The sequence below is a fragment of the Actinomadura sp. NAK00032 genome (assembly GCF_013364275.1).
Taxonomy (GTDB): domain Bacteria; phylum Actinomycetota; class Actinomycetes; order Streptosporangiales; family Streptosporangiaceae; genus Spirillospora.
On sequence record NZ_CP054932.1, the window covers coordinates 2,144,617 to 2,169,499 of the forward strand.

The window sequence follows — 24,883 nt, forward strand, 5'->3', positions numbered from 1 at the left end:
CTCCCGCCCTTTCTGGTGACGGTCCCGGCGACGACGCCGGGGCCCTTGCCATTTCCGCACGCGAACGTCCAGATCAGGGGGACCAGCACCATGCCCATCGAGACCCGCGTCCAGGGCGCCGGCGGCACCGTGTCGCAGACGGCCGCCGACCTCGGCGCCGAGGCGGTGGCGGTACCGGTCCGCAAGGGCCCCGTCGCGCCCGCGGCCGAGGTCGCCGGGGCGCTGCCCTTCACGCTGGACGAACTGCTCGCGCTGCACAAGGCCAAGGGCGAGCCGGGCGAGATCACCGCGACCCAGGTCCGCATCGGAGACCAGGTCCGGGAGCTGCTGCTGTACGGGGTGGGCGACGCGGCCCCGGCCGACCTGCGCAGGGCCGGGGCCGCGCTGGCCCGCCGCGGCAGGGGCCGCGCGGCGCTCGTCGCCGGCGTGCCCGCCGGCGACCTCGCCGCGTTCGTCGAGGGCGCGCTGCTCGCGTCCTACGAGTTCAAGATCGGCGCGCCGCCCGCCCGGAAGGCGCTCGGCACCCTCGCCGTGCTGACCGAGGCCGGGCCCGCGGCCGACGCCCCGGCGATCGAGCGCGGCACCGCGCGGGCGCGGGCGACCGCGCTGGCCCGCGACCTCACCAACACGCCCGCCGCCGAGAAGGACCCGTCCTGGCTCGCGGCGCGGGCCGAGCAGGCCGCCGCCGAGGCCGGGCTCACCGTCCGGGTCCGCGGTGAGAAGGAGCTGGCCGAGGGCGGCTTCGGCGGGCTGCTCGCCGTCGGCTCCGGGTCCGCCCGCCCGCCCCGGCTGATCGAGCTCTCCTACGTGCCGGACGAGCCCGTAGGCCGGCACATCGTCCTCGTCGGCAAGGGCATCACGTTCGACAGCGGCGGCCTTTCGCTGAAGCCGAACGAGGGCATGAAGACGATGAAGACCGACATGGCCGGCGGCGCCGCGGTCATCGCCGTCATGAGCGCGCTGCGCGGCCTCGGCGTCCGCGCCCGCGTCACCGGCCTGGTCGCCGCGGCGGAGAACATGCCGTCCGGGTCGTCGATGCGCCCCGGCGACGTGATCACCCACTTCGGCGGAAAGACCTCCGAGATGCTGAACGCCGACGCCGAGGGCCGGCTCGTCCTCGCCGACGCGCTCGCCTACGCCGCCGCCGAACTCGCCCCCGACGCCGTCGTGGACGTCGCGACCCTCACCGGCGCCGCGAAGGTCGCGCTCGGCCTGCGGCACGCGGCGCTGTTCGCCACCGACGACGACCTCGCCGCCGCGCTCACCCGGGCCGGGACGGCGGCGGGCGAGCCGGTGTGGCGGATGCCGCTGACGGCCGACTACCGCGCCGCGATCGACTCCGACCTCGCCGACGTCGCCAACATCGGGCGCGGCGGCTACGGCGCCGGCGCCACCACGGCCGCGCTGTTCCTGCGCGAGTTCGCGGGCGACCGCCCCTGGGCGCACCTCGACATCGCCGGCCCGGGCCGCGCCACCGCCGACGACGCCGAGATCACCCGCGGCGCGACCGGCTACGGCGTCCGGCTGCTGCTCGACTGGCTGACGGCCTGACCGGCGGGCCGCCGGTCACTTCGTCCGGCGGTCCACCACCGGGACGCGGCGCCGCCGCCGGGCCTCCTTGACGATCTCGGGGAGCGCCGCGTCCCAGCCCGCCTCCACGGCGAAGCACCACGGCGCGGCCGCCGCCGTCGCGGGCACGTCCCGCATCGTCAGCGCCACCAGGGCCGGCCGCTCCGACGTGCGCGCCATCTCGGCCAGCTCCGCGGTCGGCAGGAACACCACGTAGTCCTGCTCGCCCCGCCGGGTGCCTGGCACGCCCCGCCGCAGCGCCGCGATCGCGGCCACCTCGTCCCACGGCAGCGACCGCCCGGCCGAGCGCGGCAGCGGCCAGCGCGCCGGGCGCCGCACCGCGTCGCCGTCCAGCTCCAGCACGGGACGGCGCGCCAGCATCGCGCCCGCCGACACCAGCAGGCCCGCCCCGAACAGCGCGATCCCCGTCGCGCCGAGCACCATGAAGGTGACGCCGGCCACGCTCGTCCCGCGCACCGCGCCGCCCGTGACGAACGCCACGGACGCCGCGAACAGGATCGCGAACGCCACCAGCTGCCAGACCCCGCGCCACGTCACCCGGTCGCGCACCGAGAACAGCTCGCGCGTCTCGGCCGCCTCCACAACCTGATCGTCTGCCGCCATCGGTCGTCCTTTCAGGGGAGCCCAACCCGCCGTGTCATTGCCTGGGGGCGACCCCCAGACCCCCGATGGGGCTGACCGCTGCCCTCCGCTCCGCTGGAGCTCCGCTCCAGGCATCGGTCAGCCGCGCTTCACCGCGCACAGAAGGCCGTCGCCGACCGGGATCAGGAGGGGGACGAGGCGCTCGTCCTCGCGGATCATGCGGTGCACCTCGCGGATCGCCTCGGTGTCGGGGTCGCGGACGGCGGAGTCGGCGACCCGGTCGTGCCACAGCGCGTTGTCGAACGCGACCGCGCCGCCGGGGCGGAGCAGGCGCAGCGCGTCCGTCAGGTACTCGGGGTACTCCCGCTTGTCGGCGTCGCAGAAGACCATGTCGTAGGCGCCGTCGGTGAGCCGGGGCAGCACCTCCAGCGCCGGGCCGGTGATCATCCGGGTGCGGAAGCCGGACAGCCCCGCCTCGCGGTAGGCGATCTTCGCCAGCCGCTGGTTCTCGGGCTCGATGTCCACGCTCGTCAGCACCGCGTCCTTGGGCATCCCGCGCATCAGCCAGACGCCGGAGACCCCGCAGCCGGAGCCGACCTCGACGACCGTCCGGGCGCCGAGCAGCGTCGCGAGGAAGCGCAGCGCCGCGCCGCCGGCCGGGCCGATCGGCGTCGCGCCGACCTCCGCGCCGCGCCGCCGGGCGGCGCGCAGCGGTTCGTCTTCGGGGAGGAAATCCTCCACGTAGGCCCGGGTGGCCTGAATGGCGTCGATGGCTGCCTCCTCGCGGGACCCCCGCATGCCTCATGCTGGAAAGACCATATCGTTGACAGGGAACCGACCGGAGTTTCCGCGCGTTGTAACGAGTGAAAGCAGAAGCACGCAGTAAGTCACGAGCACTCAGCAGTTGGTTCAGCAACCGCCCCAGCCCAGGCGAGACCGTGCCGTTCCAAGGCGAGAACCTTGGCTCACGAGAGAGGAACAGCCCGGCACCATGGGAGTCGCAGCACTCAGTTTCAGAAGCGCTGTGGGGGTCGGCGCCAGGCAGGGGCTTGGGAACGCCGCTCGCACTCGAGAGAACGCCCCCGAGGCCGAGTGGGCGCCGCCGTCCTGGGACGAGGTCGTCCGCGAGCACTCGGCCCGCGTCTACCGGCTCGCCTACCGGCTGACCGGTAACCAGCACGACGCCGAGGACCTCACCCAGGAGGTCTTCGTCCGCGTGTTCCGTTCGCTGTCGAACTACACGCCGGGCACGTTCGAAGGCTGGCTGCACCGCATCACCACGAACCTGTTCCTCGACATGGCGCGGCGCCGCCAGCGCATCCGCTTCGAGGGGCTCGCCGACGACGCCGCCGAACGCCTCCAGGGCCGCGAGCCGACCCCGGCGCAGGCGTTCGACGACACCAACTTCGACGCCGACGTCCAGGCCGCCCTCGACGCGCTGGCCCCCGAGTACCGCGCGGCCGTGGTGCTGTGCGACATCGAGGGGCTGTCCTACGAGGAGATCTCGGCCACGCTCGGCGTCAAGCTCGGGACCGTCCGCAGCCGCATCCACCGGGGGCGGGCGCAGCTGCGCGCGGCGCTGGAGCACCGCGCGCCGACGCGGCGCCGGCCCGGCACGAGGAACGACTACCAGGCGGCCGCCGAGGCGCGCACCGCCGCGGCCGGCGAGGCGCCGGGGGGCGCGCACGCGGCGGCCGCGCAGGCGCTGCCGGACGGGGCGTAAAGCCGTACTTATCGCGCGCGGGGCGGGACCGCGCGCCTGATCGAACGGAATCGACGGAGGCGGCGTGAGTTGTCTGGGGGAGCGTCTGACCGCTCTGGTCGACGAGGAGCTGGGGCATGAGGAGCGCGACCGCGTCCTGTCCCACCTCGCCGGATGCGCCCAGTGCCGGGACGAGGTCGCCGAGCTGCGCAAGGTCAAGCGGCGGCTGCGGGGGCTGTCCGCCGGCCCCGCCGCGGCCGGCGCCGACGACCTGCCGACCCCCGACTTCCTGAACCGGCTGCGCGCCATGCCGGCGCCCGCCGGTCCCCCGCCGGCCGAGCCGCCGGGGCGGCCCGCCGCCGAGGCACCGCCCGCGCGTCCGGCCCGGCCGCTGCGATCACCGGCCCGCCCGTCCCGGACGTCCCCCGCCGGGCGCCCGCGCGACACCCGCCCGCCCGGCCGCGCCACCGCCGTCCAGGTGCACCCCCGGCGCCGCTACCTGGTCGTCGGCGCCGCCACGCTCTTCCTCGGCCTGGGCACCGCCTCCTACATCGCCGGCGGCGAGCAGGACCAGCCCGCCGTCACGCCCGCGTTCGACCGGTTCGCCGTCGAGCACGCGCTGACCTCCGGCGACGCGCCGATGACCGACCCGCTCACCGACCCGGTCTACCAGGTCCAGGTCTCCCCGGGGCCGTGACCGCGCCGGCCGCGACCCGCACGGGGGGCGGCACCGGGCGGGGCAGGCGCTGCGCGGCCCTGGCCGGCGGGCTCGCGGGGGCGCTCGCCCTCGCCGTGCTGCTGTCCGGCGACCCGGCCGCCGCGCGCCGCGTCCGCAGCGACCCGGGCGCCGTGGGGCTGCTGCGCGCCGCCGCCGACGCCGCCCGCCGCGTCCCGTACGAGGGCAGCCGCTTCCTCACCACGTGGAACCGCAGCCGGTCCGCCACGTCCCGCGTCACCGTCGCGCACCGGCCCGGCGAGGGCATCCGGTACCGGTCCGCGGCCGGCTCCGGGACCGGCCACCGGCCCGAGTCCGCCGCCGGCGACAGCACCGGCTTCAGCCCGGAGACCCTGGCGCTGCTCACCCGCAACTACTCGGTGGTGCGGGCGGCGGACGGGATGGTCTGCGGCCGCCGGGCCCGCGTCGTCGAGGCCCGCCGCCCGGACGGCACCCCGGCCGGGCGCTTCTGGATCGACCGCGAGACCGGGCTGATGCTGCACCGCGAGCTGATCGACGCGACCGGGCGCCCGGTGGTCGTCACGGGGTTCACCGAGATCAGCTTCACGATGCCGCCGCCGGAGCCGCCCGTGCGGGCGACGCCCCGGGGCGGGCTGCTGCGCTTCCCCGGGTCTAGCGCGGGCGACGCCCCCGAGGAGGCCGCAGCGGACGCGTGGGGCGAGCCCATGGACGCCCCCGGGATCGCGGGGCTCCGCGACCGCGGCTGGCCTGTCCCGGCCGACCTGCCCGGCCGGCTCACCCTCTTCGACGTGCGCCGCGAGAAGGACGGCGGGTCCGTCCACCTCAGCTACTCCGACGGTCTCGCCGCCGTCTCGGTGTTCGTGCAGCGCGGCGCGCTGGACGAGAGCGGGATGTCCGGCTGGCAGAAGACCGTCCGCCGGGGCCGGACGGTGTACCGCCGCGAGGCGCTGCGGCGCTGGGCCGTGTCCGCCGGGAAGGGGTACGTCTACACCGTGCTCACCGACGCGCCGCAGAGCACGGCGGAGGCCGTCGCCGTCAACATGCCGCGCGGCGGCGCCGACACGTTCTGGAAGCGGCTGTCGCGGGGCACCCGGCGCCTTGTGTCGGCGGCGAATCCCTTCGGCTGACCCGGGATGAGCGCGCGCCTGATAGGTCTTATGCTCGCCACATGCCTTTCGGGGCAGCATGAGCACGGATGACGAGGACCATGCTCGGTAGGAGAGATGGGGATGACGGAAGACAACCGCGGGCCGGTCAGGGCGGCGGCGGAGGACGACGAGGTCGCCTCCGGCCAGGAGCCTGAGCGGCAGGAGGCGGCGGCTCCTCCCGAGACGGTGACCGACCAGGAGATCCCCCTGGAGGCGCCGGCGGACGACGCCGAGCCGGCCGACGACGTGCCGGCCGCCGACACCGAGCCCGGCCGCGAGCCCGGCATCGAGGGCGACCGGCTGGTGGCCGGGGGCTTCGCGCCCCCGGACTCGCTCGTCGCCCCGCCGGACACCAGCGAGGACGTGCTCGCCGGCGGCGGGCCGGCCGGCATGGCGCCGCAGGAGGTGCCGCTGCAGGACGTCCCGCCGCGGGACATGCCGCAGCCCCCGCCGCCCGTCGCGCTCGACAAGGGCCCCGTGGAGGACGACCGGCCGCGGCCCGGGTTCGTCCCCCACAACCAGGACCCGCGCGCCGCGCAGGGCGGCCCGTACGGCGGCTGGCCGCAGCAGTCCCACCAGGGCCCGCCGCCGCCCGCGGACGGCCGGCCGCCGCTGGCGCCGCCGCCCGCGCCGATGGGCCCGCCGCCCGGCGGGCCCGGCCCGCGCCCGATGGCGGGCTACGGGATGCCGCCCGGCGGCACCGGCCCCAACTGGGCGCCGGTGCCCGCGATGCCGCCGTCCTCGCGCGGCGGCCCCGGCCTCGGGCTGCTCGCCGTCGTCGCGCTGATCGTCGCGCTGGTGGCGGGCGCGCTCGGCGCCGGGATCGGCGTCATCGCCACCAACGGCGACGACGGCGGCTCGGTGAGCCTCGGCGGCAGCAACAGCAGCGACGGCAAGGTGCAGGCCCGCCCGCCGGACTCGGTCGCCGGCGTCGCGCAGCGGGTGCTGCCGAGCGTCGTGATGATCCGCGTGCGGTCCGCGCAGGGCGAGGTCGGCGGCACCGGCTTCATCGTGAACGGCGGCTACGTCGTCACCAACAACCACGTCGTCGCCGGCGCGGGCGGCGGGCAGATCCAGATCGTGTTCAACGACAAGAAGACGCTGCCCGCGACCGTCAAGGGCGCCGACTCGAGCTCGGACGTCGCCGTCCTCAAGCCGGAGGGGCAGCACTCGCTGCCGCCGCTGCCGCTCGGCGACTCCAGCAAGATCGCCGTCGGCGACCCGGTGATCGCGATCGGCTCGCCGCTCGGCCTGCAGGGCTCGGTCACCACCGGCATCGTCAGCTCGCTGAACCGGGCCGTGCCCACGCAGGGCGAGGGCGGCGGCGACGCGTCCTACCTGAACGCGATCCAGACCGACGCGGCGATCAACCCCGGCAACTCCGGCGGCCCGCTGGTGGACGGCAAGGGCCGCGTGATCGGCATCAACACCGCGATCGCGACGCTCGGCGGCCAGACGCTCGGCGGGGAGACCCCGAGCGGCAACATCGGCCTCGGCTTCGCGATCCCGATCAACCAGGGCAAGCGGATCGCCGAGGAGATCATCCGCACCGGCTCCGTCCGCCAGGCCAAGCTCGGCGTGTTCCCGGACCCGCGCTACCAGGACGGCGGCGCGCGGATCATGACCCAGCAGGTCAACGGGCAGAACCCGGTGATCAAGGGCGGTCCGGCGGACAAGGCGGGGCTTAAGCCCGGCGACGTGATCACCAAGGTCGACGGCCGGCCGATCGAGGACGCCACCGACCTGATCGCGCAGATCCGCAGCCGGGCCCCCGGCGACCGGATCACCGTCACCTACGAGCGCGGCGGCAAGGAGGCCAACGTCCAGGTGACCCTCGGCGCCGAGTAGCGCGCCGTCAGAGGCAGAGGTCCGGTTCGTCCGGTCTCGGGATACGCTGATGGGGCCGGTCCGCGCGGACCGGCCCCTGACGGCTTGTGGAGGACGGGTTGTTCGACGTCGGACTCGGTGAGATGGCGGTGCTCGTCGTCCTCGCCCTGGTCATCTTCGGGGACAAACTGCCGCAGGTCGCCGGGCAGGCCGGCCGCATGCTCCGGCAGTTCCGGCAGATGGCCGACAGCGCCAAGGCCGATCTGCAGGAGGGGCTCGGGCCGGAGTTCAAGGACTTCGACATCAACGACCTGAACCCGAAGACGTTCGTCCGCAAGCACCTGTTCGAGGACGAGGACGGCACCCCGACCGCCAACGGCACCGGCCTCTTCGACGACGACCCGTCCTACGCGACGACGACCGGCGCCCTCCCAGCAGGCGAACGCCCCCCCTTTGACCCTGAAGCGACTTAGCCCAGGGGGGCGACCCCCTGGAACCCCCGTCAGCGGACGAGAGGCTGTTTCCCGAGCCGCTGGCGCGTCTCGGGAAACAGCCTCTCGTCCGGCGGGTCGGGCGGCCTCCGGGCGCTAGGGCGCCCTCCGGCCGCCCGACCCGTGTTGTGTCGGTTGGGCTTCGTGCTTTACCTACCCTTGGGGCTGATGCCCAGGGACATTCCGGCTAGGCCTCGGCTGCGGCCGGCCAGTTTGTCGGCGATGGTGCGGAGTTCCTTGGCGGCGCCGGCGTCCGGGTCGGAGAGGACGAGCGGGGTGCCGTTGTCGCCGCCCTCGCGCAGGCGCGGGTCGATCTGCACCTGGCCGAGCAGCGGGACGCGGGTCCCGAGGGTCTGGGTGAGGGCGTCCGCGACCGTCTGGCCGCCGCCCTCGCCGAAGATGTGCTGCTGCTCGCCGCAGTGCGGGCACGCCAGGTAGGACATGTTCTCGATCACGCCGACGACCTGCTGGTGCGTCTGCGCGGCGATCGCGCCGGCCCGCTCGGCGACCTCGGCGGCGGCCTGCTGCGGGGTGGTGACGACGAGGATCTCCGCGGACGGCAGCAGCTGCGCGACGGAGATCGCGATGTCGCCGGTGCCGGGCGGCAGGTCCATCAGCAGGATGTCGAGGTCGCCCCAGTAGACGTCCGCGAGGAACTGCTGGAGCGCCCGGTGCAGCATCGGCCCGCGCCACACGACCGGCTGGTTCCCGGCGGTGAACATGCCGACCGAGATCACCTTCACGGCGTGCGCGGACGGCGGCATGATCATGTCTTCGACCTTGGTGGGCGGGGTGTCCACGCCCAGCATCCGCGGCACCGAGTGGCCGTAGATGTCGGCGTCCACGACCCCGACCTTGCGGCCCTGCGCGGCCAGCGCGGCGGCGAGGTTCACCGTCACCGACGACTTGCCGACGCCGCCCTTGCCGCTCGCGACCGCGTACACCTTGGTCAGCGAGTTCGGCTTGGCGAAGGGGATCTCCTTGGCGGGCTGCCCGCCGCGCAGCTTGGTCTGCAGGTCCTTGCGCTGCTCCTCGCTCATCACGTCCAGCTCGACCTGGACCGAGGTGACCCCGTCGAGACGGGTGACGGCCTCCGTGACGCGTTTGGTGATGGTGTCCTTCATCGGACATCCGGCCACGGTCAGGTAGACGCCGACGCGGACCGTGCCGTCCGCCTCGATGTCGACGCTCTTGACCATGTCGAGCTCGGTGATGGGCTTGTGGATCTCAGGATCGTTCACCGTGGCGAGAGCCTCGGTCACCCGCTCGGTCGTCAACTGGGAGGCCATGCGTCCATGGTATGAACCCCGGGGCCCGTTCCGTTAATCAGGGTGTCCGTCCTCACACGCCGGGTGCGTCTCCATCGCGCGGGGGCCTCACCGGCCGTAACATCGGTGCGGTGACCACCGGAACCCTCCCGGCCGCCGAGCCGGCCGTCTGGCGGACCATGCTGCGGGCCCAGGCGCGGATCTCCCGCCGCCTCCAGGCCGACCTGCTGGCCCGCCACGGCCTCGCCCTCGCCTCCTACGACGTGCTCCTGCACCTCGGCGAGGCGCCGGACGGGCGGCTGCGGATGAACGACCTCGCCGACCGCGTGCTGCTGTCGCGCAGCGGCCTGACCCGGCTGGTCGACCGGATGCAGCGCGACGGGCTGGTGGTGCGGCAGTCCTGCGCCGACGACGCCCGCGGCCTGTTCGCCGTCCTCACCGCCGCCGGGCGCGACCGGCTCGCCGACGCCACCCCCACCTACCGGCAGGGCGTCCGCGACTACCTGCTCAGCCGGCTGGACGAGCCCGACCTGCGCACCCTGGAGGACATCCTCGGCAAGCTCGCCGACGAGCAGGTCCCCGCCCGGGCGGCTAGCGGACCTTCTCCTTGGCGTCCATCTCCTTGAGGATCTGCTGGAGCTCCGAGCGCAGGAAGTCGCGGGTGACGACCTCGTTCAGCGCGACCCGCAGCCCGGCGATCTCCCGCGTCAGGTACTCGGTGTCGGCGATGCCGCGGTCGCCGCGGGCCCGGTCCTGCTCGTACTGGACGCGGTCCCGGTCGTCCTGCCGGTTCTGGGCGAGCAGGATCAGCGGCGCCGCGTAGGACGCCTGCAGCGACAGCATCAGCGTCAGGAAGATGAACGGGTACGGGTCGAACTTCAGCGCGGACGGCGCGAGCAGGTTCCACACGATCCAGACGGTGACGAAGACGGTCATGTAGACCAGGAACCGGGCCGTGCCGAGGAACCGGGCGATCCGCTCCGACAGCCGCCCGAACGACTCGGGGTCGTAGTGGATCCGCGGCAGCAGCGTGCGGCGCACCTCCCGCGGCTGGTCCAGGCGCCCGGTCATCGGCCGTGTCGTCATCATGTGGTCCCCCGGAGTGCCTCTTCCTCGGGGTCGGCGGACCCCTCGGCGGCGGCGTCCATCACGCTCTCGCGCCAGTCCTCGGGCAGCAGGTGGTCGAGGACGTCGTCGATCGTCACCGCGCCGAGCAGGTGCCCGTTCTCGTCCACGACGGCGCCGGCGACGAGGTTGTAGGTGGCCAGGAACATCGCGACGGCCTCCAGCGACATCGTGGGGCGCAGCGGGTCGAGCTCGGCGTCCACGATCCCGCTGACCAGCGTCGGCGGCGGCTCGCGCAGCAGCTTCTGGAAGTGCACGGTGCCGAGGTACTGGCCGGTCGGCGTCGCGGTCGGCGGCCGGCACACGTACACCTGCGCGGCCAGCGCCGGGTTCAGGTCGGGGCGGCGGATCAGCGCGAGCGCCTCGGCGACCGTCGCGTCCGGCGGGACGATCACCGGGTCGCTGGTCATCAGCCCGCCGGCCGACTCGTCGGGGTAGGTGAGCAGCCGCCGCACCGGCGCCGCGTCCTGCGGCTCCATCAGCGTCAGCAGCCGCTCCCGCTGCTCGGCGGGCAGCTCGCCGAGCAGGTCCGCCGCGTCGTCGGGCCCCATCGCCTCCAGCACGTCGGCGGCCCGCTCCACGCCGAGGTCGCCGAGGATCTCGACCTGGTCGTCCTCGGGCAGCTCCTCCAGGACGTCGGCGAGCCGCTCGTCGTCCAGCGCGACCGCGACCTCCGCGCGCCGCTTCGGCGGCAGCTCGTGCACGATGTTGGCGAGGTCGGCGGGCTTCATCCGCTCGAACGCGGCGATCAGCCCGGCGGCGCCCTGCCCGTGCTCGACGGCGGAGAACCCCTCCACGGCGTCCCAGTCGACGATCAGGCTCTCCCCGCGCTTGCGCAGGCCGCGGCCGGTGCGGCGGCGGACGGCGACCTTGGCGACCAGCCAGTCGCGGGTGCGGGTGGGCTCCATCGCCACGTCCACCACGGAGACCGGCTCGCCGGAGTCGCAGAACCGGACGGTGCGGTCCAGCATCTCGGCGATGGCCAGGGTCTCCGACTCGCGCTTCTGGAACCGGCGCATGTTCAGCCGGCCGTCGAAGATGATCGCGTCCGCCTCGATCACCGTCACCCGGGTGATCGGCAGGAACACCGTCCGCCGCGGCGCGACCTCCACCACCAGCCCGAGCACCCGCGGCGGCCGCGGCGCCAGCCGCAGCGCGACCACCACATCGCGGACCCGGCCGACCTGGTCCCCGGCCGGGTCGAACACCGCGATGCCCGCGAGCCGGGCGATGAACACCCGCGTCGGAGCCGCACTCATGGGCAGGACACTACCCATGATCGCCCGGTCGATCCGGACTCGGGACGCACACCGGACGCTTACGGCGAGGAGTGTCACATCTCGGGCTCTCGTCCCGTCCTAGCCGACGTGAAAGAGTTGACGATGATGAGCGACGCTTTCGTGGAGCACCGCAGCCTGCTGTTCGCGGTGGCGTACCGGATGCTGGGCACGGCCGCCGACGCCGAGGACGCCGTGCAGGACGCCTGGCTGCGCTGGTCCGCCGCGGACCGCTCCGACGTGGCCGACCCGAAGGCCTACCTCGTCCGGATCACCACCAACGTGGCGCTGGACCGGCTCCGCTCCGCGCAGGCCCGCCGCGAGACCTATGTCGGGCCGTGGCTGCCGGAGCCGATGCTGACGTCGCCGGACGTCGCCGAGGACGCCGAGCTGGCGGAGTCGGTGTCGATGGCGATGCTGGTCGTCCTGGAGACGCTGAGCCCCCTGGAGCGGGCCGTCTTCGTCCTCAAGGAGGTCTTCGGCTACCCGTACGCGGAGATCGCGCGGGCGCTGGACCGGTCGGAGGCGTCCGTGCGGCAGCTCGGGACCCGCGCCCGCAAGCACGTGCAGGCCCGGCGGCCCCGCTTCGAGGCCGGTGGCCCCGACCGGCGCGCCGTGACCGAGCGGTTCTTCGACGCGGTGATCGGCGGCGACATCAACCGCTTCATGGAGGTCCTCGCCCCGGACGTCGCGCTGTGGTCGGACGGCGGCGGCAAGGTCCGCGCCCCGCGCCGGGTCATCTTCGGCGCGGAGAAGGTCGGCCGCTTCTTCGGCGCGGTCTCCCAGCAGAGCTACCAGGGCATCGAGCCCGCGGACATGCGGTTCGACCGGGTCGAGCTGAACGGCGAGCCCGCGGTCGTCGTGTCCGGCCCGGCCGGCCCGATCAGCGCGTTCACCGCCGACGTCGACGCCGACGGCCGGATCCAGGCCATCCACCTGGTCGCCAACCCGGACAAGCTGCGCGCCCTCGCGGAGGGCCGCCGGCTGGAGATGTGACCGCGGGGCTCGGCGCCCGTCAGCGGTCGATCCGGCGGCGCTTGCCGCCGACCATGCGCGGCGGCGGGCCGGCGGTCGTCGCCGGGGTCGGCACCGGCCGCACCGCCGCGTACCCGTCCGCCGCCGTCTCGACCTCCTCGACGGGGGTCAGCCGGACGATCCACGACTCGGTCGCCCACGTCTCCACCTGGCCCTCGTGGGTGCGGGCGTTCAGGCGCTCCTTGGCGATGACCGGCGTCACGGCGTCCCACAGCTCGGTGCCGGGCTCGACGACCTCGGCGTCGGCGGTGAACGAGACCAGCCGGCCGCCCTTGTCCTTGCTGCGCAGGATCACCGTGACCCGGTCGGCCTCCGGCAGGCCCGGCAGCGGCTGCTCGCCCTCGCCGCCGGTCAGCACGTAGGCGGAGCCGTCGTGCCACACGTGCCAGGCGGCCCGCGGCTGCGGCAGGCCGGGCAGGTCGAGCCACAGCAGCCCGGACTTCTTGGCCGCCTCCTCCACCAGCGCCCTGTTCAGACCCATGCCGGAAGGGTCTCACACCCGCTGGATAGCATCCGGGCCATGCGCTCTCGCCGTACCACCCTCGCCGTCCCGGGCAGCAATCCCCGCTTCATCGAGAAGGCGCAGGGGCTGCCCGCCGACGAGATCTTCCTCGACCTGGAGGACGCCGTCGCGCCGTCGGCCAAGCAGGACGCCCGCTCGACCGTCGTCGCCGCGCTCACCGGCGGCGACTGGTCCGGCAAGACCCGGGTGGTGCGCGTCAACGACCTCGACACCCCGTGGGCCTACCGGGACGTGATCGAGGTCGTCGAGGGCGCCGGCGCCCACCTCGACGCGATCATGCTGCCGAAGGTGTCGGACGCGACCCACGTCCAGTGGCTCGACCGGCTGCTCACCCAGATCGAGCGGGCCACCGGCCTGCCGGCGGGCGGCATCGGCATCGAGGCGCAGATCGAGGACGCCCGCGGCCTGACGCACATCGACGCGATCGCCGCGTCCTCGCCGCGGCTGGAGACCCTCGTCCTCGGGCCCGGCGACCTCATGGCGTCCCTCAACATGAAGACGCTCGTGGTGGGGGAGCAGCCGCCCGGCTACACCGAGGGCGACGCCTACCACCACATCCTCATGCGGATCCTGATCGCCGCCCGCGCCCACGACCTCCAGGCCATCGACGGCCCCTACTTCAACGTCCGCGACGTGGACGCGTTCACGCGGGTCGCGCGGCGCTCGGCCGCGCTCGGCTTCGACGGCAAGTGGGTGCTGCACCCGTCGCAGATCGACGCCGGGAACGCGGTGTTCTCCCCGGCGCAGGACGACTACGACCACGCCGAACTGATCCTCGACGCCTACGACCACGCGCTGGGCGAGGGCCGGGGCGCGGCCCGGCTCGGCGACGAGATGATCGACGAGGCGTCCCGGAAGATGGCGCTCGTCATCGCCGCCAAGGGACGCGCCGCCGGGCTGGCCCGCACGAAGCGCTTCGACCCCGCCGGGAACTGACGCCCCGTACGATTCGTCCACACGTACGCGAAAGTCAACGGGAGGGGTCGAGCGTTGTCAGAACCTGGGGAGACCAACGGCTGGGCACCCCTGGACCCCGCCCCTCCAGGCCCTGCCCCCGACCCCGTCGCGCCGGAGCCGCCCGTCCCGGCGCAGCCCCCGCAACAGGCACAGCAGCGGCCGTACGAGGCCGGCGGCGCCCAGGGGTACGCGCCCGGCATGCCCTACTGGCCCGGGGCGCCGGCGCAGCCGGACGGCTGGGGCCAGGCGTACGGAACCGGCCAGTACCCGGCCCCGCCATACGGGGCGTACGGGCCCGGCGCGTACTACGGGCCCGCGTACGGCATGCCCCCCGCCAAGCGGTCGTGGACGGTGTCCCTGCCGCCCGGCAGGCCGTACCACCAGGCCGCCCGGAACGAGGTGCACCAGTGGTGGCGCCCGCTGGCGGGCAGCATCGCGATCCTCCTGGTGGGGATGGCCGGCATGCTCGGGCTGGTGATCGCCGGGATGGTCGTCAAGGCGGTGGCGACCGGAGAGGTCACCGAGCCCACCGCGGACGGCACCGACTCGATCTTCGGCAACACCACCGCCGACGTCGTGTACAACCTGGCGGCGCTCGCCCTGTTCCTGCCCGTGGTCTTCGGGGCGGCGTGGCTGATCCAGCGGCGGCGGCCCGGCACCCTGTCATCGGTCGCGGGACGGCTGCGGTGGCGCTGGATGCTGCTGTGCTGCGGCCTGGCGATCGCGTTCTGCGTCGTGTCCTACGGGACGTCGATCGTGGCGGGGATCGCGCTGGACGACCAGTCCGGCGGCGACGAGCACTGGGTCGGCTGGGGCGAGTTCCTGCTCCCGGCGGTCCTGATCGTCCTGCTGGTGCCGTTCCAGGCGGCGGCGGAGGAGTACGTGTTCCGCGGCTGGCTGCTCCAGGCCGTGGGCGCGTGCACGCTGGAGAACGCCAGGGGCCCGGTGGGGCGGGCGTTCAGCGCGGTGTTCCGCACTCCCTGGCCCGGCATCGTGCTGGGGTCCGCGCTGTTCACGGCCGGGCACGGCTACACGAGCTGGGGCATCGCCGACATCTTCCTGTTCGGCGCGATCGCGGGGTGGATGACGGTGCGGACGGGCGGTCTGGAGGCCGGCATCGCCCTGCACGTGTTCAACAACCTGATGGCGTTCCTCCTCCCGGCGGCGGTCGGGAAGCTCGACATGGAGCAGGGCAGCGTGCCCTGGCAGGTCGTCCTGGCGGACGTCATCCCCATCGCGCTCTACGCGGCGGTGGTGGTGCTGCTGGCGCGGCGCATGCGGGTGCAGAAGCGCACGGGGGAGGACGAGGTCCCGACCACGCCGCGGCCCGAGCCGCTGCCGGTGCCGTAGTTCAGAGGACGCCCCACTCCGCCAGCGCGTCGAGCAGCCCCGGCGTGACCGGGAGACCGGCGAGGTCGTCCGGACGCACCCAGGCCACGTCGTCGGCGTCGTCGCCCGCGCGGAGCGTCCCGCCCGTGACGGTGGCCGCGTAGTCGTGGATCTCGAAGACGACGCCCGCGGGCCCGGGGCGCTCGACCGTCCCGGCGAGGGCGCCCACGGCGACGTCCAGGCCGGTCTCCTCCCTCAGTTCGCGCGCGACCGCGGCCGGGTCGTCCTCGCCGGGCTCGACCCGCCCGCCCGGAATGGACCACAGCCCCGCGCCGGGCGGACGCCCGCGCCGCACCAGCAGCAGCCGCCCGTCGCCGTCGCGCACGATCCCGCCCACGCACCGTGTTCTCATGGCTCCATTTTGTCCCCCCTTTTCCCGGTGGCGACCTGCGGCGACTTGACGGGGCGGGACGCCGCCGCGCAGTGTGGGTATCCATGAGGGCGGAGCCCATGTGCCCGCGCTGCGCGGGTCCGCTGAGCGCGCCGGGCCTCTGGTCGAGCGACTGGAGCTGCGGTGTGCACGGCGCCGTGCTGCCGCGGCAGCCGTCCCGGCGCCCCGGCCCGGACGGGCTGGCCGCCGTGCTGCGCGACGCGCGGGTCCCGGTCTGGACGCCCTGGCCCCTTCCGCCGGCCTGGCTCGTCACGGGATTCGCCACGGTCGGCGACGACCGCTCCGGCGCGCGCGCGACGGCCGTCGCCGTGTCCGGGCCGGGGCTGCTGCGCGGCCCCGCCGACATGGTGCTGATCGCCGAGGAGCCCGGCATCGGGCTCGGCGCCCACTACGCGGGGCTGGCGGGCTCCGATCCCGGCGAGGCGTTCAACGGGAGCCCGCCGCACGTGAAGCTGGACGTCAGCGGCCCCGCCGCGACGTGCGGCCGGTCGGTGCCCATGTGGGCGGTCGGCGACCGCCCCGACCGGGCCGTCTACGCCGGAGAGGCGATGGGGAACTGGCTGTGGGCGGTGCTGTGGCCCGCCGACGCGGGCGTCCTGATGCTGGAGAGCCAGAACCTCCTCGACCTGCGCGAACCGGGGATGGAGATCGACCTCCCCTACGGCGCCTACAGCCCCCGGCTCGACGACTGATGCGGGCGGGCTGCTGATGCGGATCGACCTGCACTGCCACAGCGACGCCTCCGACGGCACCCGGCCGCCCGCCGAGGTCGTCCGGCGGGCGCGGGCCCGGGAACTGGACGTCGTCGCGCTGACCGACCACGACACCGTCGCCGGATGGGACGCGGCGGCCGCCGCCGCGCCGGAGGGCCTGACGGTCGTTCCCGGCATCGAGCTGTCCTGCCAGGAGGGCGGCCGCAGCCTGCACCTGCTCGGCTACCTGTTCGACCCGGAGCACCCGGCGCTCGCCGCCGAGCTGGCCCGGATCTGCGACGACCGGGTGATCAGGGCGCGCACCATGGTCGACCGGCTCCGCGAGCTCGGCGTGGACGTCACCTGGGGCATGGTCCGGGCGCTCGCGCGCGGCGAGGCGGTCGGCCGCCCGCACATCGCGCGCGCCATGGTCGAGGCCGGCGTGATCAGGACGGCCGACGAGGCGTTCACGGCGGAGTGGATCGCGCAGGGCGGCCGCGCCTACGCCGAGCGCTACGCGCTGGACCCGGAGCAGGCGGTCCGGCTCGTCCGCGCGGCCGGGGGAGTGTGCGTGCTGGCGCACCCGCGCGCCCGCCGCCGCGGCTACGTGTTCGACGACGCGGTGATCGAGCGGCTGGCCGCCGCCGGGCTCGCCGGCGTCGAGACCGACCACCCCGACCACGGCCCGCGGGACCGCGCCCGGCTGCGCGACCTGGCCGCCGCGCTGGGCCTCGCCGCGACCGGGTCCAGCGACGACCACGGCGCGCTGACCGGCGACCGGCTCGGCGCGGAGACGACCGCGCCGGAGGCGTTCGAGCGGCTCGCCGCGGCCGCGTCCGGCGGTGATCTCCGTGTGCCGGAACGGGGCGGCGAAGCGCGGTAGGGTGCGTTGCGTGGACGCGCGCATCGAACAGGTGGTGACGTCGGGGAAGCTCACCCTGGACGACACCGAGTACGACGTCGAGAACAACACCTACATCGTCGGCGACGACGACGAGGTCATCGTGATCGACCCGGCGTACGACGCCGAGGCCATCCTCAAGGAGGTCGGCGACCGCGAGGTCATGGCCGTCATCCTGACCGACGGCAACGAGCACCGCCTCGCGGTGGTGCTCGAGGTCGCCGCCGCCGGAGAGGAGGACGAGGACGACTGGGCCCCCATCGCGATGCACCGCGCCGACCGGCTGCTGTGGCGCGATTACTTCGGCCGCCTCGCCAAGGAGGAGGAGGACGAGGACGACGCCAAGGCCCTCCGCTCCCTCGAACCCGACATCTGGCTGGAGGACGGCGGCGTCTTCGAGATCGGCGAGGCGCAGCTGGAGATCATGCACACCCCGGGCCACACGCCCGGCAGCGTCTGCGTGATCAGCGAGCAGCTCGGCGTGCTGTTCTCCGGCGACACCCTGCACCGCGGCCGGCCCGGCTCGATCGGCGGCGCCTACGAGGACCTGCGCAAGCAGCTCAACTCGATCGGCGCGCTGCTGACCCCGCTGCCGAAGGAGCTGAAGGTGCTGCCCGCGCAGGGCGAGGAGACCACCGTCGGCGACGAGGACGCCCGCTGGGAGACCTGGGGCTCGCTCGCCAACGAGTCCGACGACTGAGCGGCCGGGCATGGAGCAGCTGGGCTTCGAGGGGATGCCCCAGCGGCTGTACGCGTGCACGCCGTCGCGGTTGAACACCTGGCTGGACTGCCCGCGCCGGTACCGGATGACCTACCTGGACCGTCCGATGCCGCCGAAGGGCCCGCCGTGGGCGCACAACAGCGTCGGCGCGAGCGTGCACAACGCGCTGGCCGGCTGGTGGCGGCTGCCCGTCCGTGAGCGCACGCCCGAGGCCGCCGGGGCGCTGCTCGCCCGGGGCTGGCTGACCGACGGCTTCCGCGACGAGGCGCAGTCGGCGCAGTGGCGCGAGCGGGCCCGCGAGATGACCGAGCGCTACGCCGCCGGCCTCGACCCGTCCGACGAGCCGGTCGGGGTGGAGCGCACGGTCGCCACCCGCACCGACCGGATCGCCGTCTCCGGCCGCATCGACCGCCTCGACGCGCGCGGCCCCGAGCTGGTCGTCGTCGACTACAAGACGGGCCGGCACGTGCTCACCGCCGACGACGCCCGCGGCTCCCTCGCCCTGGCGATCTACGCGGTGGCGGCGTCGCGCGTCCTGCGCCGCCCGTGCCGCCGCGTCGAGCTGCACCACCTGCCGTCCGGCGAGGTCGCGGTGTGGGAGCACACCGACGAGTCGCTGGCCCGGCACATCCGCCGCGCGGAGCAGATCGCCGCCGAGGCCGCCGCGGCCGACGAGGCGTACCGCGGCCGGGTCCCGAAGCCGCGTCCGGGCGACCACGCCCCCCACGACGAGCTGTTCCCGCCGCGTCCGGGCAACCTGTGCTCGTGGTGCGACTTCGCCCGGCACTGCCCCGAGGGCAGGGAGGCCGCCCCGCGCAAGGAGCCGTGGGCGGCGCTCCCGGTCGACGCCGCCTAGGCCGAGGCGAGTTCCCGGCCGGGCCAGCGGCGCGGGTCGCGGAGCCCGAACAGGCCCTTGCCGACGTCGTAGCCCTCGGCCGCGAGCCGCTGCCGGGCCCGTTCGAGCATGTCGCGGGTGTCCTTGGCGAACGCGTAGTCGTGCACCTTCTCGGGCACCGCGTTCATCGCGAGCCGGAACGACCTGAGCGCCGCCGTCACGGCGGGCCGCGGCACCTCGGGCAGCGCCCCGTACATCTGGCGTGCCCAGTCCGGCAGCGAGTAGTAGCAGAGCGCGCCGAACGGGAAGTAGCCCGGCTTGCCCGGCGCGAGGAACCTCAGGTTCTCCGGCATCGTCGGCCACATCAGGAACCGGACGGTCTCCGCCGCCTCCTCGGTGACCCGCAGCCGGGGCCGCATGTCGGCGAAGAACGCCTCCATCTCGGCGACGCTGCCGGGGACGTCCTCGGCGTGCAGCCCGACGAGCGTCGCCGACGCGCGCTGCTCGTCCAGGTACCGGTCGGCCATGGCATCTGTGAGCGGCAGCCCGGCGCGGCGCGCCACCTCCAGGTAGGAGTAGACCTCGGCGCAGTGCACCCACAACAGCAGTTCCGGCTGGTCCAGCCGCTCCTTCTTGCCGGTGTCGTGGTTGAGGATGCGCAGGCTCCGGTGGATCTCGCGCACCCGGTACGCGGCCTTATCGACCTCCTCCGGGCTGCCGAAGGTGCCGAGCCCGACGAAGTCGGACGTCCGCTGGAGCCGCCCGAACGGGTCCTCACGGAAGGTGGAGTTCTGCCAGACGCCCCACATCGCCATGGGGTGCAGCGCCTGGAGCATGAGGCTGCGCACCCCGCCGACCCACATGGACCGGTCGAGGTGGACGCGCCAGGTGACGCTCTCGGGTGGCTGGACGGTCGCGGGCATTCACACACCTCCATGAGACAAACTCATGTAAGTGTGTCATTACCTCCGGCCGCCCGCGACACCGCCCCCGGCCGTGACCGGGTCAGTGGACGCTCACCTCCTCGTTCTTGAGGTGGCGGCGGACCTCGTCCCGCAGCTCGGGCGTGTCGGTGTGCCCGTGCACCGAGGACGCGTGCTCGGCGGCGGCGCGGACGACCTCGTCCTCCTCGCCGCTGATGGTGAGCGTGCAGCCGGACTCGCTCGGCATGTCCCGGCAGTCGGCGACCTTGCGCATGGTTCCTCCCCGTCGGCCGGTGCCGGGGGAGAGCCCGGGGCGCCGGCCGGGCCGTGACCCCGCCGCACCGCCACGCACGGACACTTCCAGCCTGGCACACGCCCAGGTCAGAGTGAAGAGCGGCCGTGGCGACCCCGCCGAGGTGGCGGCCTGGATCGTCCGCCTGGCCGACCCGTCCAGCACCTGGCTGACGGGTCAGACCCTCGCCGTGGACGGCGGCCTCAACCTCACCTGATGATGGGGGCATGCGATCTTGGTGGGGCTGGGGGGACGTGGAGGGCGCGGTCACGGGCGCGGAACGCGCGGCGCTGATCGCGCGAGTGGCCGCGCTGCTGCCCGGCGCCGACCTGACCGACCACGAACCCCCGGCCGTCGGCGACCTCGATGTACCGCCTCCGCGGATCGCCGCGCCCCCGTCCCTGGCCGGTCTCTGCTCGGACGACCCGGCCGACCGGCTCGGCCACGCCCGGGGCAAGGCGTTCCGGGACGTGGTCCGCAACCTGCTGGGCGACCTGGGCGAGGTCCCCGATCTGGTGGTCAGGCCGGGCGCCGAACGCGATGTGGTCGACGTCCTCGACTGGTGCGCCGGTGCCGGGATCGCCGTCATCCCCTACGGCGGGGGCAGTTCGGTCGTCGGAGGCGTCGAGCCGCGCGGCGCCGGGCCGGCGGTCAGCCTCGACCTGGGGCGCCTCGCCGACGTCGTCGAGATCGACACCGCCGCCAGGGCGGCCCGCGTCCAGGCGGGCGTCCACGGGCCGGCCCTCGAAGACCGCCTGCGGCCGCAGGGTTTGACCTTGCGGCACTTCCCCCAGTCGTTCGAGTTCTCCACGCTCGGCGGCTGGCTGGCCACCCGCTCGGGCGGCCACTACGCCACCGTCCTCACCCACATCGACGACATGGTGGAATCCCTGCGGGTGGTGACGCCGGCGGGGGTGAGCGAGTCGCTGCGCGTCCCCGGCTCCGGCGCGGGCCCGTCCCCGGACCGCCTGTTCCTGGGCTCGGAAGGAACCCTCGGTATCATCACCGAGGCATGGATGCGCCTCCAGGAGCGCCCCCGGTGGCGTGCGGGGGCGTCCGTGCTCTTCACCGCCTACGACGACGCCGTGGCCGCGACACGCGCCCTCGCGCAGTCCGGTCTGAACCCGGCGAACTGCCGCCTCCTCGACCCCATGGAGGCGCTGCTGAACGCCGGCACCGACTCGCCGGGCGGGGTCCTCGTCCTGGGCTTCGAGTCGGCCGACCGTCCGGTGGACGCGCTCCTGGAGCGGGCCCTGGAACTGTGCCGCGACCACGGCGGCCGTCCGCAGCCCCGCGCGCGGCGCGACGCGTCCGACACCTGGCGTGCCGCGTTCCTGCGGATGCCCTACCAGCGCGACGCCCTCGCGGCCCACGGCATGATCGTCGAGACGTTCGAGACGGCGTGCACCTGGGGCGGCTTCCCCGCCCTGCGCGAGGCCGTCCTGGCGGCGGCCCGGCAGGCGATGGACGCGGCCGGCGCCGAGGGCGTCGTGACGTGCCGCTTCACCCACGTCTACCCGGACGGCCCCGCGCCCTACTTCGGCGTGTACGCGTCCGGCCGCTGGGGATCGACCGTGGCCCAGTGGGACGAGATCAAGGCGGCGGTGTCGGACGCCCTTTCCGCCCACGGCGCCACGATCACCCACCACCACGCCGTCGGCCGCGACCACCGGCCCTGGTACGACCGCCAGCGCCCGGACGCCTTCGCCGCGGCCCTCAGCGCCGTCAAGGCCGCGCTGGACCCGTCCGGGATCCTGAACCCGGGCGTCCTGATCGACCCGCCCTGAGAGCGGCGCTCAGGCGTCCACGTCGAACGCGATCCATACGTCGGGCGGCAGGTCGGGCCGCGAGCACGCGCCGCCGCTCCGTGAGCGCCCGCACCACGGCGAATCCGGCCGGCCGGTCGCCCCGCGCGAACAGGCCGGAAACGACGAAAAGCGTGCCGGTCCGTATGAAACCGTCCGTGCAGGCTTTCCTGAGAACCCGGGCATTCTACGGCAACGCGGACGCTGTGCCCGGCCGCCGCTACAGGGTGGCGCGGAGGTCGGCGAGGAACGCGGCGGAGTCGGCGGGCGAGAGGGCCACCGACTCGACCTTCTGCCAGGTGTCCCAGAGGTCGCCTGCGGCGATGTCGATGCCGAGGACCGTGTGGACGAGGGAGACGCGGTCGGGCATGCCGGAGAACTCCAGGACGTCGAAAGGCCCGTCCAGTCCCGCGTGGACGCCCGTCTCCGGCGGGATGACGCGGACGGTCGAGGCGCCGCCGAGGTCGAGCAGGTGGTCGAGCTGCGCGCCGAAGACCTCGGGCGGGCCGCCGTGGTGGCGCAGGGTCAGGCCGTCGAGGACGACGTCGAGCGTGCGGGCCGCCCCGCCCGGGCGGTGCCGCTGCCGGCTGCTGAGCAGATCCCACTCCTCGTCGACGTCGACCTCGGGGATGTGGTGCTCGAACACCAGGCGCGCGTACGCCTCGCAGCGCACCAGCTCCGGCAGCTGGCCGATGCCGAAGACGTGGACCAGCGAGGACTCCGACTCGACGGTGTAGATGTCGCGGACCAGGGCCTTGAGCCGCCCGACGTGGCGGGCCAGCCACGGCGGGCCGGCGGGCCGGGTCGCCAGGTCGACCAGCACGTCCCGGATGTGCGGCGGCGTGCCGTAGGCGTCCAGGATCTCGCCGACCTGCTCGGGCGTGATCGTCCCGAAGCCCGTCTCGACGCGGGCGAGCCAGTCGGCGTTCACACCGAGGTGGGCCGCCGCGTCCTCGTAGGACAGTTCGAGGATCTCCCGGATCTGTCGCAGATGCTGCCCCAGGCTCCGCGCGTTGATGTTGGGGGCTCGGTAATCCACCGGCATGCCCCAAGGGTAGGCCGAGCGCGACTCCGATGCGCGGCTTTCCGATCGCTCACCGTTACCTCGGGCGTACGCGGCCAAGGGGCGGCCGTGTGCGGCTAGGGGGCTGCGGTCACGGTTCTCAGTTCGTTGAGCGATTCCCGGATGAAGTCGGGGAGTTCCTTCTCGGCGGGGGCGTCGAGCCAGCGTTCGAAGGCGACCTTGAAGACGGCGATGCCGGTCTCGGCGGTGAGGGCGGCGGCCGGGTCCGGGACGCCGCGCCCGCGCAGGGTCTCGGCGAGGGCGGTGGCGAAGGCGGCCATCTTGATCAGCTCGCGTTCGCGCAGTTCCGGGTTCGCCTGGATGATCTCCTGGCGGCGGCGGGCGCGGTCGCGGTGGCCCAGGAAGACGCCGCCGATCGCCTCCAGGGCGGCGGCCGTCGCCTCCAGCGGGGCCGCGGCGGCGGGGGCGCCGGCCACGGCGGCCGTGAGCATGCCCTGGAGTTCCGCCGTGCCGCCGAACAGGACCTCGCGCTTGTCGGCGAAATGCCGGAAGTAGGTCCGCTCGGTGACGCCCGCGCGGGCGGCGATCTCCGCGACGGTCGTCTTCTCGAAGCCGCGTTCGGCGTAGAGGTCCAGTGCCGCCTTCTCGAGCCGGCCGCGCGCGTTCGGCTCCCATCGCCCCATGCGGGGGATCCTAGTCGATGACAGTCACTGACATCGCGGTGGTACAGTGATGGCAGTGACTGACATCGGTCGTTCTGGAGGTTTCTCATGCGCGTTCTCGTCACCGGGGCGTCCGGCTGGATCGGGTCCGCCGTCGTCCCCGAGCTCATCGGCGCCGGCCACCGGGTCGTCGGGCTCGCCCGCTCGGACGCCTCGGCCGCCGCCCTCGACCGGGCCGGAGCCGAGGTCCGGCGCGGCACCCTGGACGATCTCGACGTCCTGCGGGACGCGGCCGCCGGGTCGGACGGGGTGATCCACCTCGCGTTCAAGCACGACGTCGCCTTCGGGGAGGGCCGCTTCCTGGACGCGGCCGACGCGGACCGCCGGGCGGTCGAGACGTTCGCCGACGCGCTCGCCGGTACCGACCGGCCGTTCGTGCTCGCGTCCGGGCTGCTCGGCCTCGCGCCGGGACGCCTGGCGACCGAGCGGGACGAGGGCGACGCCGGGGACTGGGGGGAGGGGCCGTCGGTCCGGCAGGCCACCGCGAAGCTCGTGCTCGACCTCGCCTCGCGCGGCGTCCGCTCGTCCGTCGTGCGGCTCCCTCCGACCGTGCACGGCGAAGGGGACAAGGGCTTCGTCGCGGGTCTGGTGGCCATCGCCCGCGACACGGGCGTCTCCGGGTACGTCGGCGACGGGGCCAACCGCTGGCCCGCCGGGCACGTCCTGGACGCCGCGCACCTGTTCCGGCTGGCGCTGGAGAAGGCCCCGGCGGGGTCCGCGCTGCACGCCTCCGCCGACGAGGGCGTGCCGCTGCGCGCCATCGCCGAGGTGATCGGACGCCGGCTCGGCCTGCCGGTGGCCTCCATCGCCCCGCAGGACGCCCCCGGGCACTTCGGCTGGCTCGCCGCGATGGTCGGGGCCGACAGCCCGGCGTCGAGCGCGCTGACCCGTGAGCTGATCGGATGGCGGCCGGTTCAGGCGGGGCTTCTCGACGACCTGGACAAGGGCCACTACTTCGCCTGACGG

General features: G+C 74.4%; 28 protein-coding genes. 17 read left to right on the top strand and 11 right to left on the bottom strand.

Features of this window, described 5'->3' with window-relative positions:
• The first annotated feature begins 90 nt into the window (after positions 1-90).
• Positions 91-1,551 carry a M17 family metallopeptidase gene (locus HUT06_RS10030; RefSeq protein WP_176195468.1) on the top strand — a complete coding sequence of 487 codons (1,461 nt, stop codon included), beginning with the start codon at positions 91-93 and terminating at the stop codon, positions 1,549-1,551.
• Positions 1,552-1,566: 15 nt separating this feature from the next.
• Here HUT06_RS10030 and HUT06_RS10035 read toward each other — a convergent pair whose 3' ends face one another.
• Both HUT06_RS10035 and HUT06_RS10040 read right to left on the bottom strand, forming a co-directional pair.
• Complete coding sequence (locus HUT06_RS10035) at positions 1,567-2,193, bottom strand: hypothetical protein (protein WP_254715085.1); 627 nt, start codon at positions 2,191-2,193, stop codon at positions 1,567-1,569.
• A 117-nt stretch (positions 2,194-2,310) separates the two neighbouring features.
• The gene (locus tag HUT06_RS10040; protein WP_176195469.1) at positions 2,311-2,970 is read right to left on the bottom strand and encodes an O-methyltransferase; all 660 of its coding nucleotides are present in this window, start codon (positions 2,968-2,970) and stop codon (positions 2,311-2,313) included.
• Positions 2,971-3,163: 193 nt separating this feature from the next.
• On the opposite strand from HUT06_RS10040, the gene sigE reads away from it, so the two are divergent.
• The 5 genes from sigE (at position 3,164) to HUT06_RS10065 (ending at position 8,019) form a co-directional block, all read left to right on the top strand.
• The gene (gene sigE / locus HUT06_RS10045) at positions 3,164-3,895 is read left to right on the top strand and encodes an RNA polymerase sigma factor SigE (protein WP_254715086.1); all 732 of its coding nucleotides are present in this window, start codon (positions 3,164-3,166) and stop codon (positions 3,893-3,895) included.
• 64 nt (positions 3,896-3,959) lie between these two features.
• A complete protein-coding gene (locus HUT06_RS44455) occupies positions 3,960-4,571 on the top strand; it encodes an anti-sigma factor (RefSeq protein WP_176195471.1) in 612 nt (203 codons plus the stop codon).
• Positions 4,568-5,698: a sigma-E factor regulatory protein RseB domain-containing protein gene (locus tag HUT06_RS10055; protein WP_176195472.1), complete on the top strand. Its 1,131-nt coding sequence runs from the start codon at positions 4,568-4,570 to the stop codon at positions 5,696-5,698. The genes HUT06_RS44455 and HUT06_RS10055 overlap by 4 nt, the downstream gene beginning before the upstream one ends.
• A gap of 102 nt (positions 5,699-5,800) precedes the next feature.
• On the top strand, positions 5,801-7,567 hold the full coding sequence (locus tag HUT06_RS10060; protein ID WP_176195473.1) for a S1C family serine protease: 1,767 nt from the start codon (positions 5,801-5,803) through the stop codon (positions 7,565-7,567).
• Positions 7,568-7,665: 98 nt separating this feature from the next.
• Entirely contained in the window at positions 7,666-8,019 is a 354-nt protein-coding gene (locus tag HUT06_RS10065) for a sec-independent translocase (RefSeq protein WP_176195474.1), read from the top strand.
• Between the two features lie 167 nt (positions 8,020-8,186).
• On the opposite strand, the gene HUT06_RS10070 is transcribed toward HUT06_RS10065, so the two are convergent.
• Positions 8,187-9,326 carry an Mrp/NBP35 family ATP-binding protein gene (locus HUT06_RS10070; RefSeq protein WP_176195475.1) on the bottom strand — a complete coding sequence of 380 codons (1,140 nt, stop codon included), beginning with the start codon at positions 9,324-9,326 and terminating at the stop codon, positions 8,187-8,189.
• 110 nt (positions 9,327-9,436) lie between these two features.
• Here HUT06_RS10070 and HUT06_RS10075 point away from each other — a divergent pair, with 110 nt between their 5' ends.
• Positions 9,437-9,931, top strand: coding sequence for a MarR family winged helix-turn-helix transcriptional regulator (locus HUT06_RS10075; RefSeq protein WP_254715087.1), 495 nt, complete (start codon positions 9,437-9,439; stop codon positions 9,929-9,931).
• On the opposite strand, the gene HUT06_RS10080 is transcribed toward HUT06_RS10075, so the two are convergent.
• Together HUT06_RS10080 and HUT06_RS10085 are read right to left on the bottom strand one after the other, a co-directional pair.
• Positions 9,897-10,391 carry a DUF1003 domain-containing protein gene (locus HUT06_RS10080; protein ID WP_176201269.1) on the bottom strand — a complete coding sequence of 165 codons (495 nt, stop codon included), beginning with the start codon at positions 10,389-10,391 and terminating at the stop codon, positions 9,897-9,899. The genes HUT06_RS10075 and HUT06_RS10080 overlap by 35 nt on opposite strands.
• Positions 10,391-11,689: a CBS domain-containing protein gene (locus HUT06_RS10085; RefSeq protein ID WP_176195477.1), complete on the bottom strand. Its 1,299-nt coding sequence runs from the start codon at positions 11,687-11,689 to the stop codon at positions 10,391-10,393. The genes HUT06_RS10080 and HUT06_RS10085 overlap by 1 nt, the downstream gene beginning before the upstream one ends.
• A gap of 123 nt (positions 11,690-11,812) precedes the next feature.
• Between HUT06_RS10085 and HUT06_RS10090 the strand changes: the two genes are divergently transcribed.
• The gene (locus HUT06_RS10090; RefSeq protein WP_176195478.1) at positions 11,813-12,703 is read left to right on the top strand and encodes an RNA polymerase sigma-70 factor; all 891 of its coding nucleotides are present in this window, start codon (positions 11,813-11,815) and stop codon (positions 12,701-12,703) included.
• Between the two features lie 19 nt (positions 12,704-12,722).
• Here the strand turns inward: HUT06_RS10090 and HUT06_RS10095 are convergent, their stop codons facing one another.
• A complete protein-coding gene (locus HUT06_RS10095; RefSeq protein ID WP_176195479.1) occupies positions 12,723-13,223 on the bottom strand; it encodes a hypothetical protein in 501 nt (166 codons plus the stop codon).
• 39 nt (positions 13,224-13,262) lie between these two features.
• On the opposite strand from HUT06_RS10095, the gene HUT06_RS10100 reads away from it, so the two are divergent.
• Both HUT06_RS10100 and HUT06_RS10105 read left to right on the top strand, forming a co-directional pair.
• A complete protein-coding gene (locus HUT06_RS10100) occupies positions 13,263-14,201 on the top strand; it encodes a CoA ester lyase (RefSeq protein WP_176195480.1) in 939 nt (312 codons plus the stop codon).
• A 54-nt stretch (positions 14,202-14,255) separates the two neighbouring features.
• Entirely contained in the window at positions 14,256-15,572 is a 1,317-nt protein-coding gene (locus HUT06_RS10105) for a CPBP family intramembrane glutamic endopeptidase (protein WP_176195481.1), read from the top strand.
• Position 15,573: 1 nt separating this feature from the next.
• Here HUT06_RS10105 and HUT06_RS10110 read toward each other — a convergent pair whose 3' ends face one another.
• The gene (locus tag HUT06_RS10110; RefSeq protein ID WP_176195482.1) at positions 15,574-15,963 is read right to left on the bottom strand and encodes an NUDIX hydrolase; all 390 of its coding nucleotides are present in this window, start codon (positions 15,961-15,963) and stop codon (positions 15,574-15,576) included.
• Between the two features lie 83 nt (positions 15,964-16,046).
• Between HUT06_RS10110 and HUT06_RS10115 the strand changes: the two genes are divergently transcribed.
• The 4 genes from HUT06_RS10115 to HUT06_RS10130 are packed head-to-tail and all read left to right on the top strand — an operon-like array spanning position 16,047 to position 19,172.
• Entirely contained in the window at positions 16,047-16,694 is a 648-nt protein-coding gene (locus HUT06_RS10115; protein ID WP_176195483.1) for a DUF6758 family protein, read from the top strand.
• 16 nt (positions 16,695-16,710) lie between these two features.
• On the top strand, positions 16,711-17,577 hold the full coding sequence (locus HUT06_RS10120) for a PHP domain-containing protein (RefSeq protein WP_176195484.1): 867 nt from the start codon (positions 16,711-16,713) through the stop codon (positions 17,575-17,577).
• Positions 17,578-17,587: 10 nt separating this feature from the next.
• On the top strand, positions 17,588-18,295 hold the full coding sequence (locus HUT06_RS10125; RefSeq protein WP_176195485.1) for an MBL fold metallo-hydrolase: 708 nt from the start codon (positions 17,588-17,590) through the stop codon (positions 18,293-18,295).
• Positions 18,296-18,305: 10 nt separating this feature from the next.
• Entirely contained in the window at positions 18,306-19,172 is an 867-nt protein-coding gene (locus tag HUT06_RS10130; RefSeq protein WP_176195486.1) for a PD-(D/E)XK nuclease family protein, read from the top strand.
• Here the strand turns inward: HUT06_RS10130 and HUT06_RS10135 are convergent.
• Together HUT06_RS10135 and HUT06_RS10140 are read right to left on the bottom strand one after the other, a co-directional pair.
• Positions 19,169-20,074 (bottom strand): oxygenase MpaB family protein, encoded by a 906-nt coding sequence (locus HUT06_RS10135; RefSeq protein ID WP_176195487.1) that lies wholly within the window; start codon positions 20,072-20,074, stop codon positions 19,169-19,171. The two genes, HUT06_RS10130 and HUT06_RS10135, sit on opposite strands and share 4 nt — an antisense overlap.
• A gap of 82 nt (positions 20,075-20,156) precedes the next feature.
• Positions 20,157-20,348, bottom strand: a complete 192-nt coding sequence (locus HUT06_RS10140; RefSeq protein ID WP_176195488.1) for a DUF1059 domain-containing protein — start codon at positions 20,346-20,348, stop codon at positions 20,157-20,159.
• Positions 20,349-20,460: 112 nt separating this feature from the next.
• Here HUT06_RS10140 and HUT06_RS45575 point away from each other — a divergent pair, with 112 nt between their 5' ends.
• Both HUT06_RS45575 and HUT06_RS10150 read left to right on the top strand, forming a co-directional pair.
• Positions 20,461-20,583: an SDR family oxidoreductase gene (locus HUT06_RS45575; protein WP_254715088.1), complete on the top strand. Its 123-nt coding sequence runs from the start codon at positions 20,461-20,463 to the stop codon at positions 20,581-20,583.
• 10 nt (positions 20,584-20,593) lie between these two features.
• On the top strand, positions 20,594-22,153 hold the full coding sequence (locus tag HUT06_RS10150) for an FAD-binding oxidoreductase (RefSeq protein WP_176195490.1): 1,560 nt from the start codon (positions 20,594-20,596) through the stop codon (positions 22,151-22,153).
• Between the two features lie 238 nt (positions 22,154-22,391).
• Here the strand turns inward: HUT06_RS10150 and HUT06_RS10155 are convergent, their stop codons facing one another.
• Positions 22,392-23,216 (bottom strand): helix-turn-helix transcriptional regulator, encoded by an 825-nt coding sequence (locus HUT06_RS10155; protein ID WP_176195491.1) that lies wholly within the window; start codon positions 23,214-23,216, stop codon positions 22,392-22,394.
• A gap of 95 nt (positions 23,217-23,311) precedes the next feature.
• Positions 23,312-23,878 carry a TetR/AcrR family transcriptional regulator gene (locus HUT06_RS10160; protein ID WP_176195492.1) on the bottom strand — a complete coding sequence of 189 codons (567 nt, stop codon included), beginning with the start codon at positions 23,876-23,878 and terminating at the stop codon, positions 23,312-23,314.
• 87 nt (positions 23,879-23,965) lie between these two features.
• On the opposite strand from HUT06_RS10160, the gene HUT06_RS10165 reads away from it, so the two are divergent.
• Positions 23,966-24,880 (top strand): SDR family oxidoreductase, encoded by a 915-nt coding sequence (locus HUT06_RS10165; protein WP_176195493.1) that lies wholly within the window; start codon positions 23,966-23,968, stop codon positions 24,878-24,880.
• The last annotated feature ends 3 nt before the right edge of the window (positions 24,881-24,883 follow it).

Coding starts and splice junctions, on each gene's coding strand:
- HUT06_RS10130 (WP_176195486.1), top strand. CDS start 18,306: ATGGAGCAGCTGGGCTTCGAGGGGATGCCCCAGCGGCTGTACGCGTGC.
- HUT06_RS10060 (WP_176195473.1), top strand. CDS start 5,801: ATGACGGAAGACAACCGCGGGCCGGTCAGGGCGGCGGCGGAGGACGAC.
- HUT06_RS10035 (WP_254715085.1), bottom strand. CDS start 2,193: ATGGCGGCAGACGATCAGGTTGTGGAGGCGGCCGAGACGCGCGAGCTG.
- HUT06_RS10165 (WP_176195493.1), top strand. CDS start 23,966: ATGCGCGTTCTCGTCACCGGGGCGTCCGGCTGGATCGGGTCCGCCGTC.
- HUT06_RS10160 (WP_176195492.1), bottom strand. CDS start 23,878: ATGGGGCGATGGGAGCCGAACGCGCGCGGCCGGCTCGAGAAGGCGGCA.
- HUT06_RS10115 (WP_176195483.1), top strand. CDS start 16,047: ATGAGGGCGGAGCCCATGTGCCCGCGCTGCGCGGGTCCGCTGAGCGCG.
- HUT06_RS10090 (WP_176195478.1), top strand. CDS start 11,813: ATGATGAGCGACGCTTTCGTGGAGCACCGCAGCCTGCTGTTCGCGGTG.
- HUT06_RS10100 (WP_176195480.1), top strand. CDS start 13,263: ATGCGCTCTCGCCGTACCACCCTCGCCGTCCCGGGCAGCAATCCCCGC.
- HUT06_RS10155 (WP_176195491.1), bottom strand. CDS start 23,216: ATGCCGGTGGATTACCGAGCCCCCAACATCAACGCGCGGAGCCTGGGG.
- HUT06_RS10030 (WP_176195468.1), top strand. CDS start 91: ATGCCCATCGAGACCCGCGTCCAGGGCGCCGGCGGCACCGTGTCGCAG.
- HUT06_RS10040 (WP_176195469.1), bottom strand. CDS start 2,970: ATGCGGGGGTCCCGCGAGGAGGCAGCCATCGACGCCATTCAGGCCACC.
- HUT06_RS10095 (WP_176195479.1), bottom strand. CDS start 13,223: ATGGGTCTGAACAGGGCGCTGGTGGAGGAGGCGGCCAAGAAGTCCGGG.
- HUT06_RS10140 (WP_176195488.1), bottom strand. CDS start 20,348: ATGCGCAAGGTCGCCGACTGCCGGGACATGCCGAGCGAGTCCGGCTGC.
- HUT06_RS10070 (WP_176195475.1), bottom strand. CDS start 9,326: ATGGCCTCCCAGTTGACGACCGAGCGGGTGACCGAGGCTCTCGCCACG.
- HUT06_RS10135 (WP_176195487.1), bottom strand. CDS start 20,074: ATGCCCGCGACCGTCCAGCCACCCGAGAGCGTCACCTGGCGCGTCCAC.
- HUT06_RS10110 (WP_176195482.1), bottom strand. CDS start 15,963: ATGAGAACACGGTGCGTGGGCGGGATCGTGCGCGACGGCGACGGGCGG.
- HUT06_RS10150 (WP_176195490.1), top strand. CDS start 20,594: ATGCGATCTTGGTGGGGCTGGGGGGACGTGGAGGGCGCGGTCACGGGC.
- HUT06_RS10085 (WP_176195477.1), bottom strand. CDS start 11,689: ATGAGTGCGGCTCCGACGCGGGTGTTCATCGCCCGGCTCGCGGGCATC.
- HUT06_RS10080 (WP_176201269.1), bottom strand. CDS start 10,391: ATGACGACACGGCCGATGACCGGGCGCCTGGACCAGCCGCGGGAGGTG.
- HUT06_RS10120 (WP_176195484.1), top strand. CDS start 16,711: ATGCGGATCGACCTGCACTGCCACAGCGACGCCTCCGACGGCACCCGG.
- sigE (WP_254715086.1), top strand. CDS start 3,164: ATGGGAGTCGCAGCACTCAGTTTCAGAAGCGCTGTGGGGGTCGGCGCC.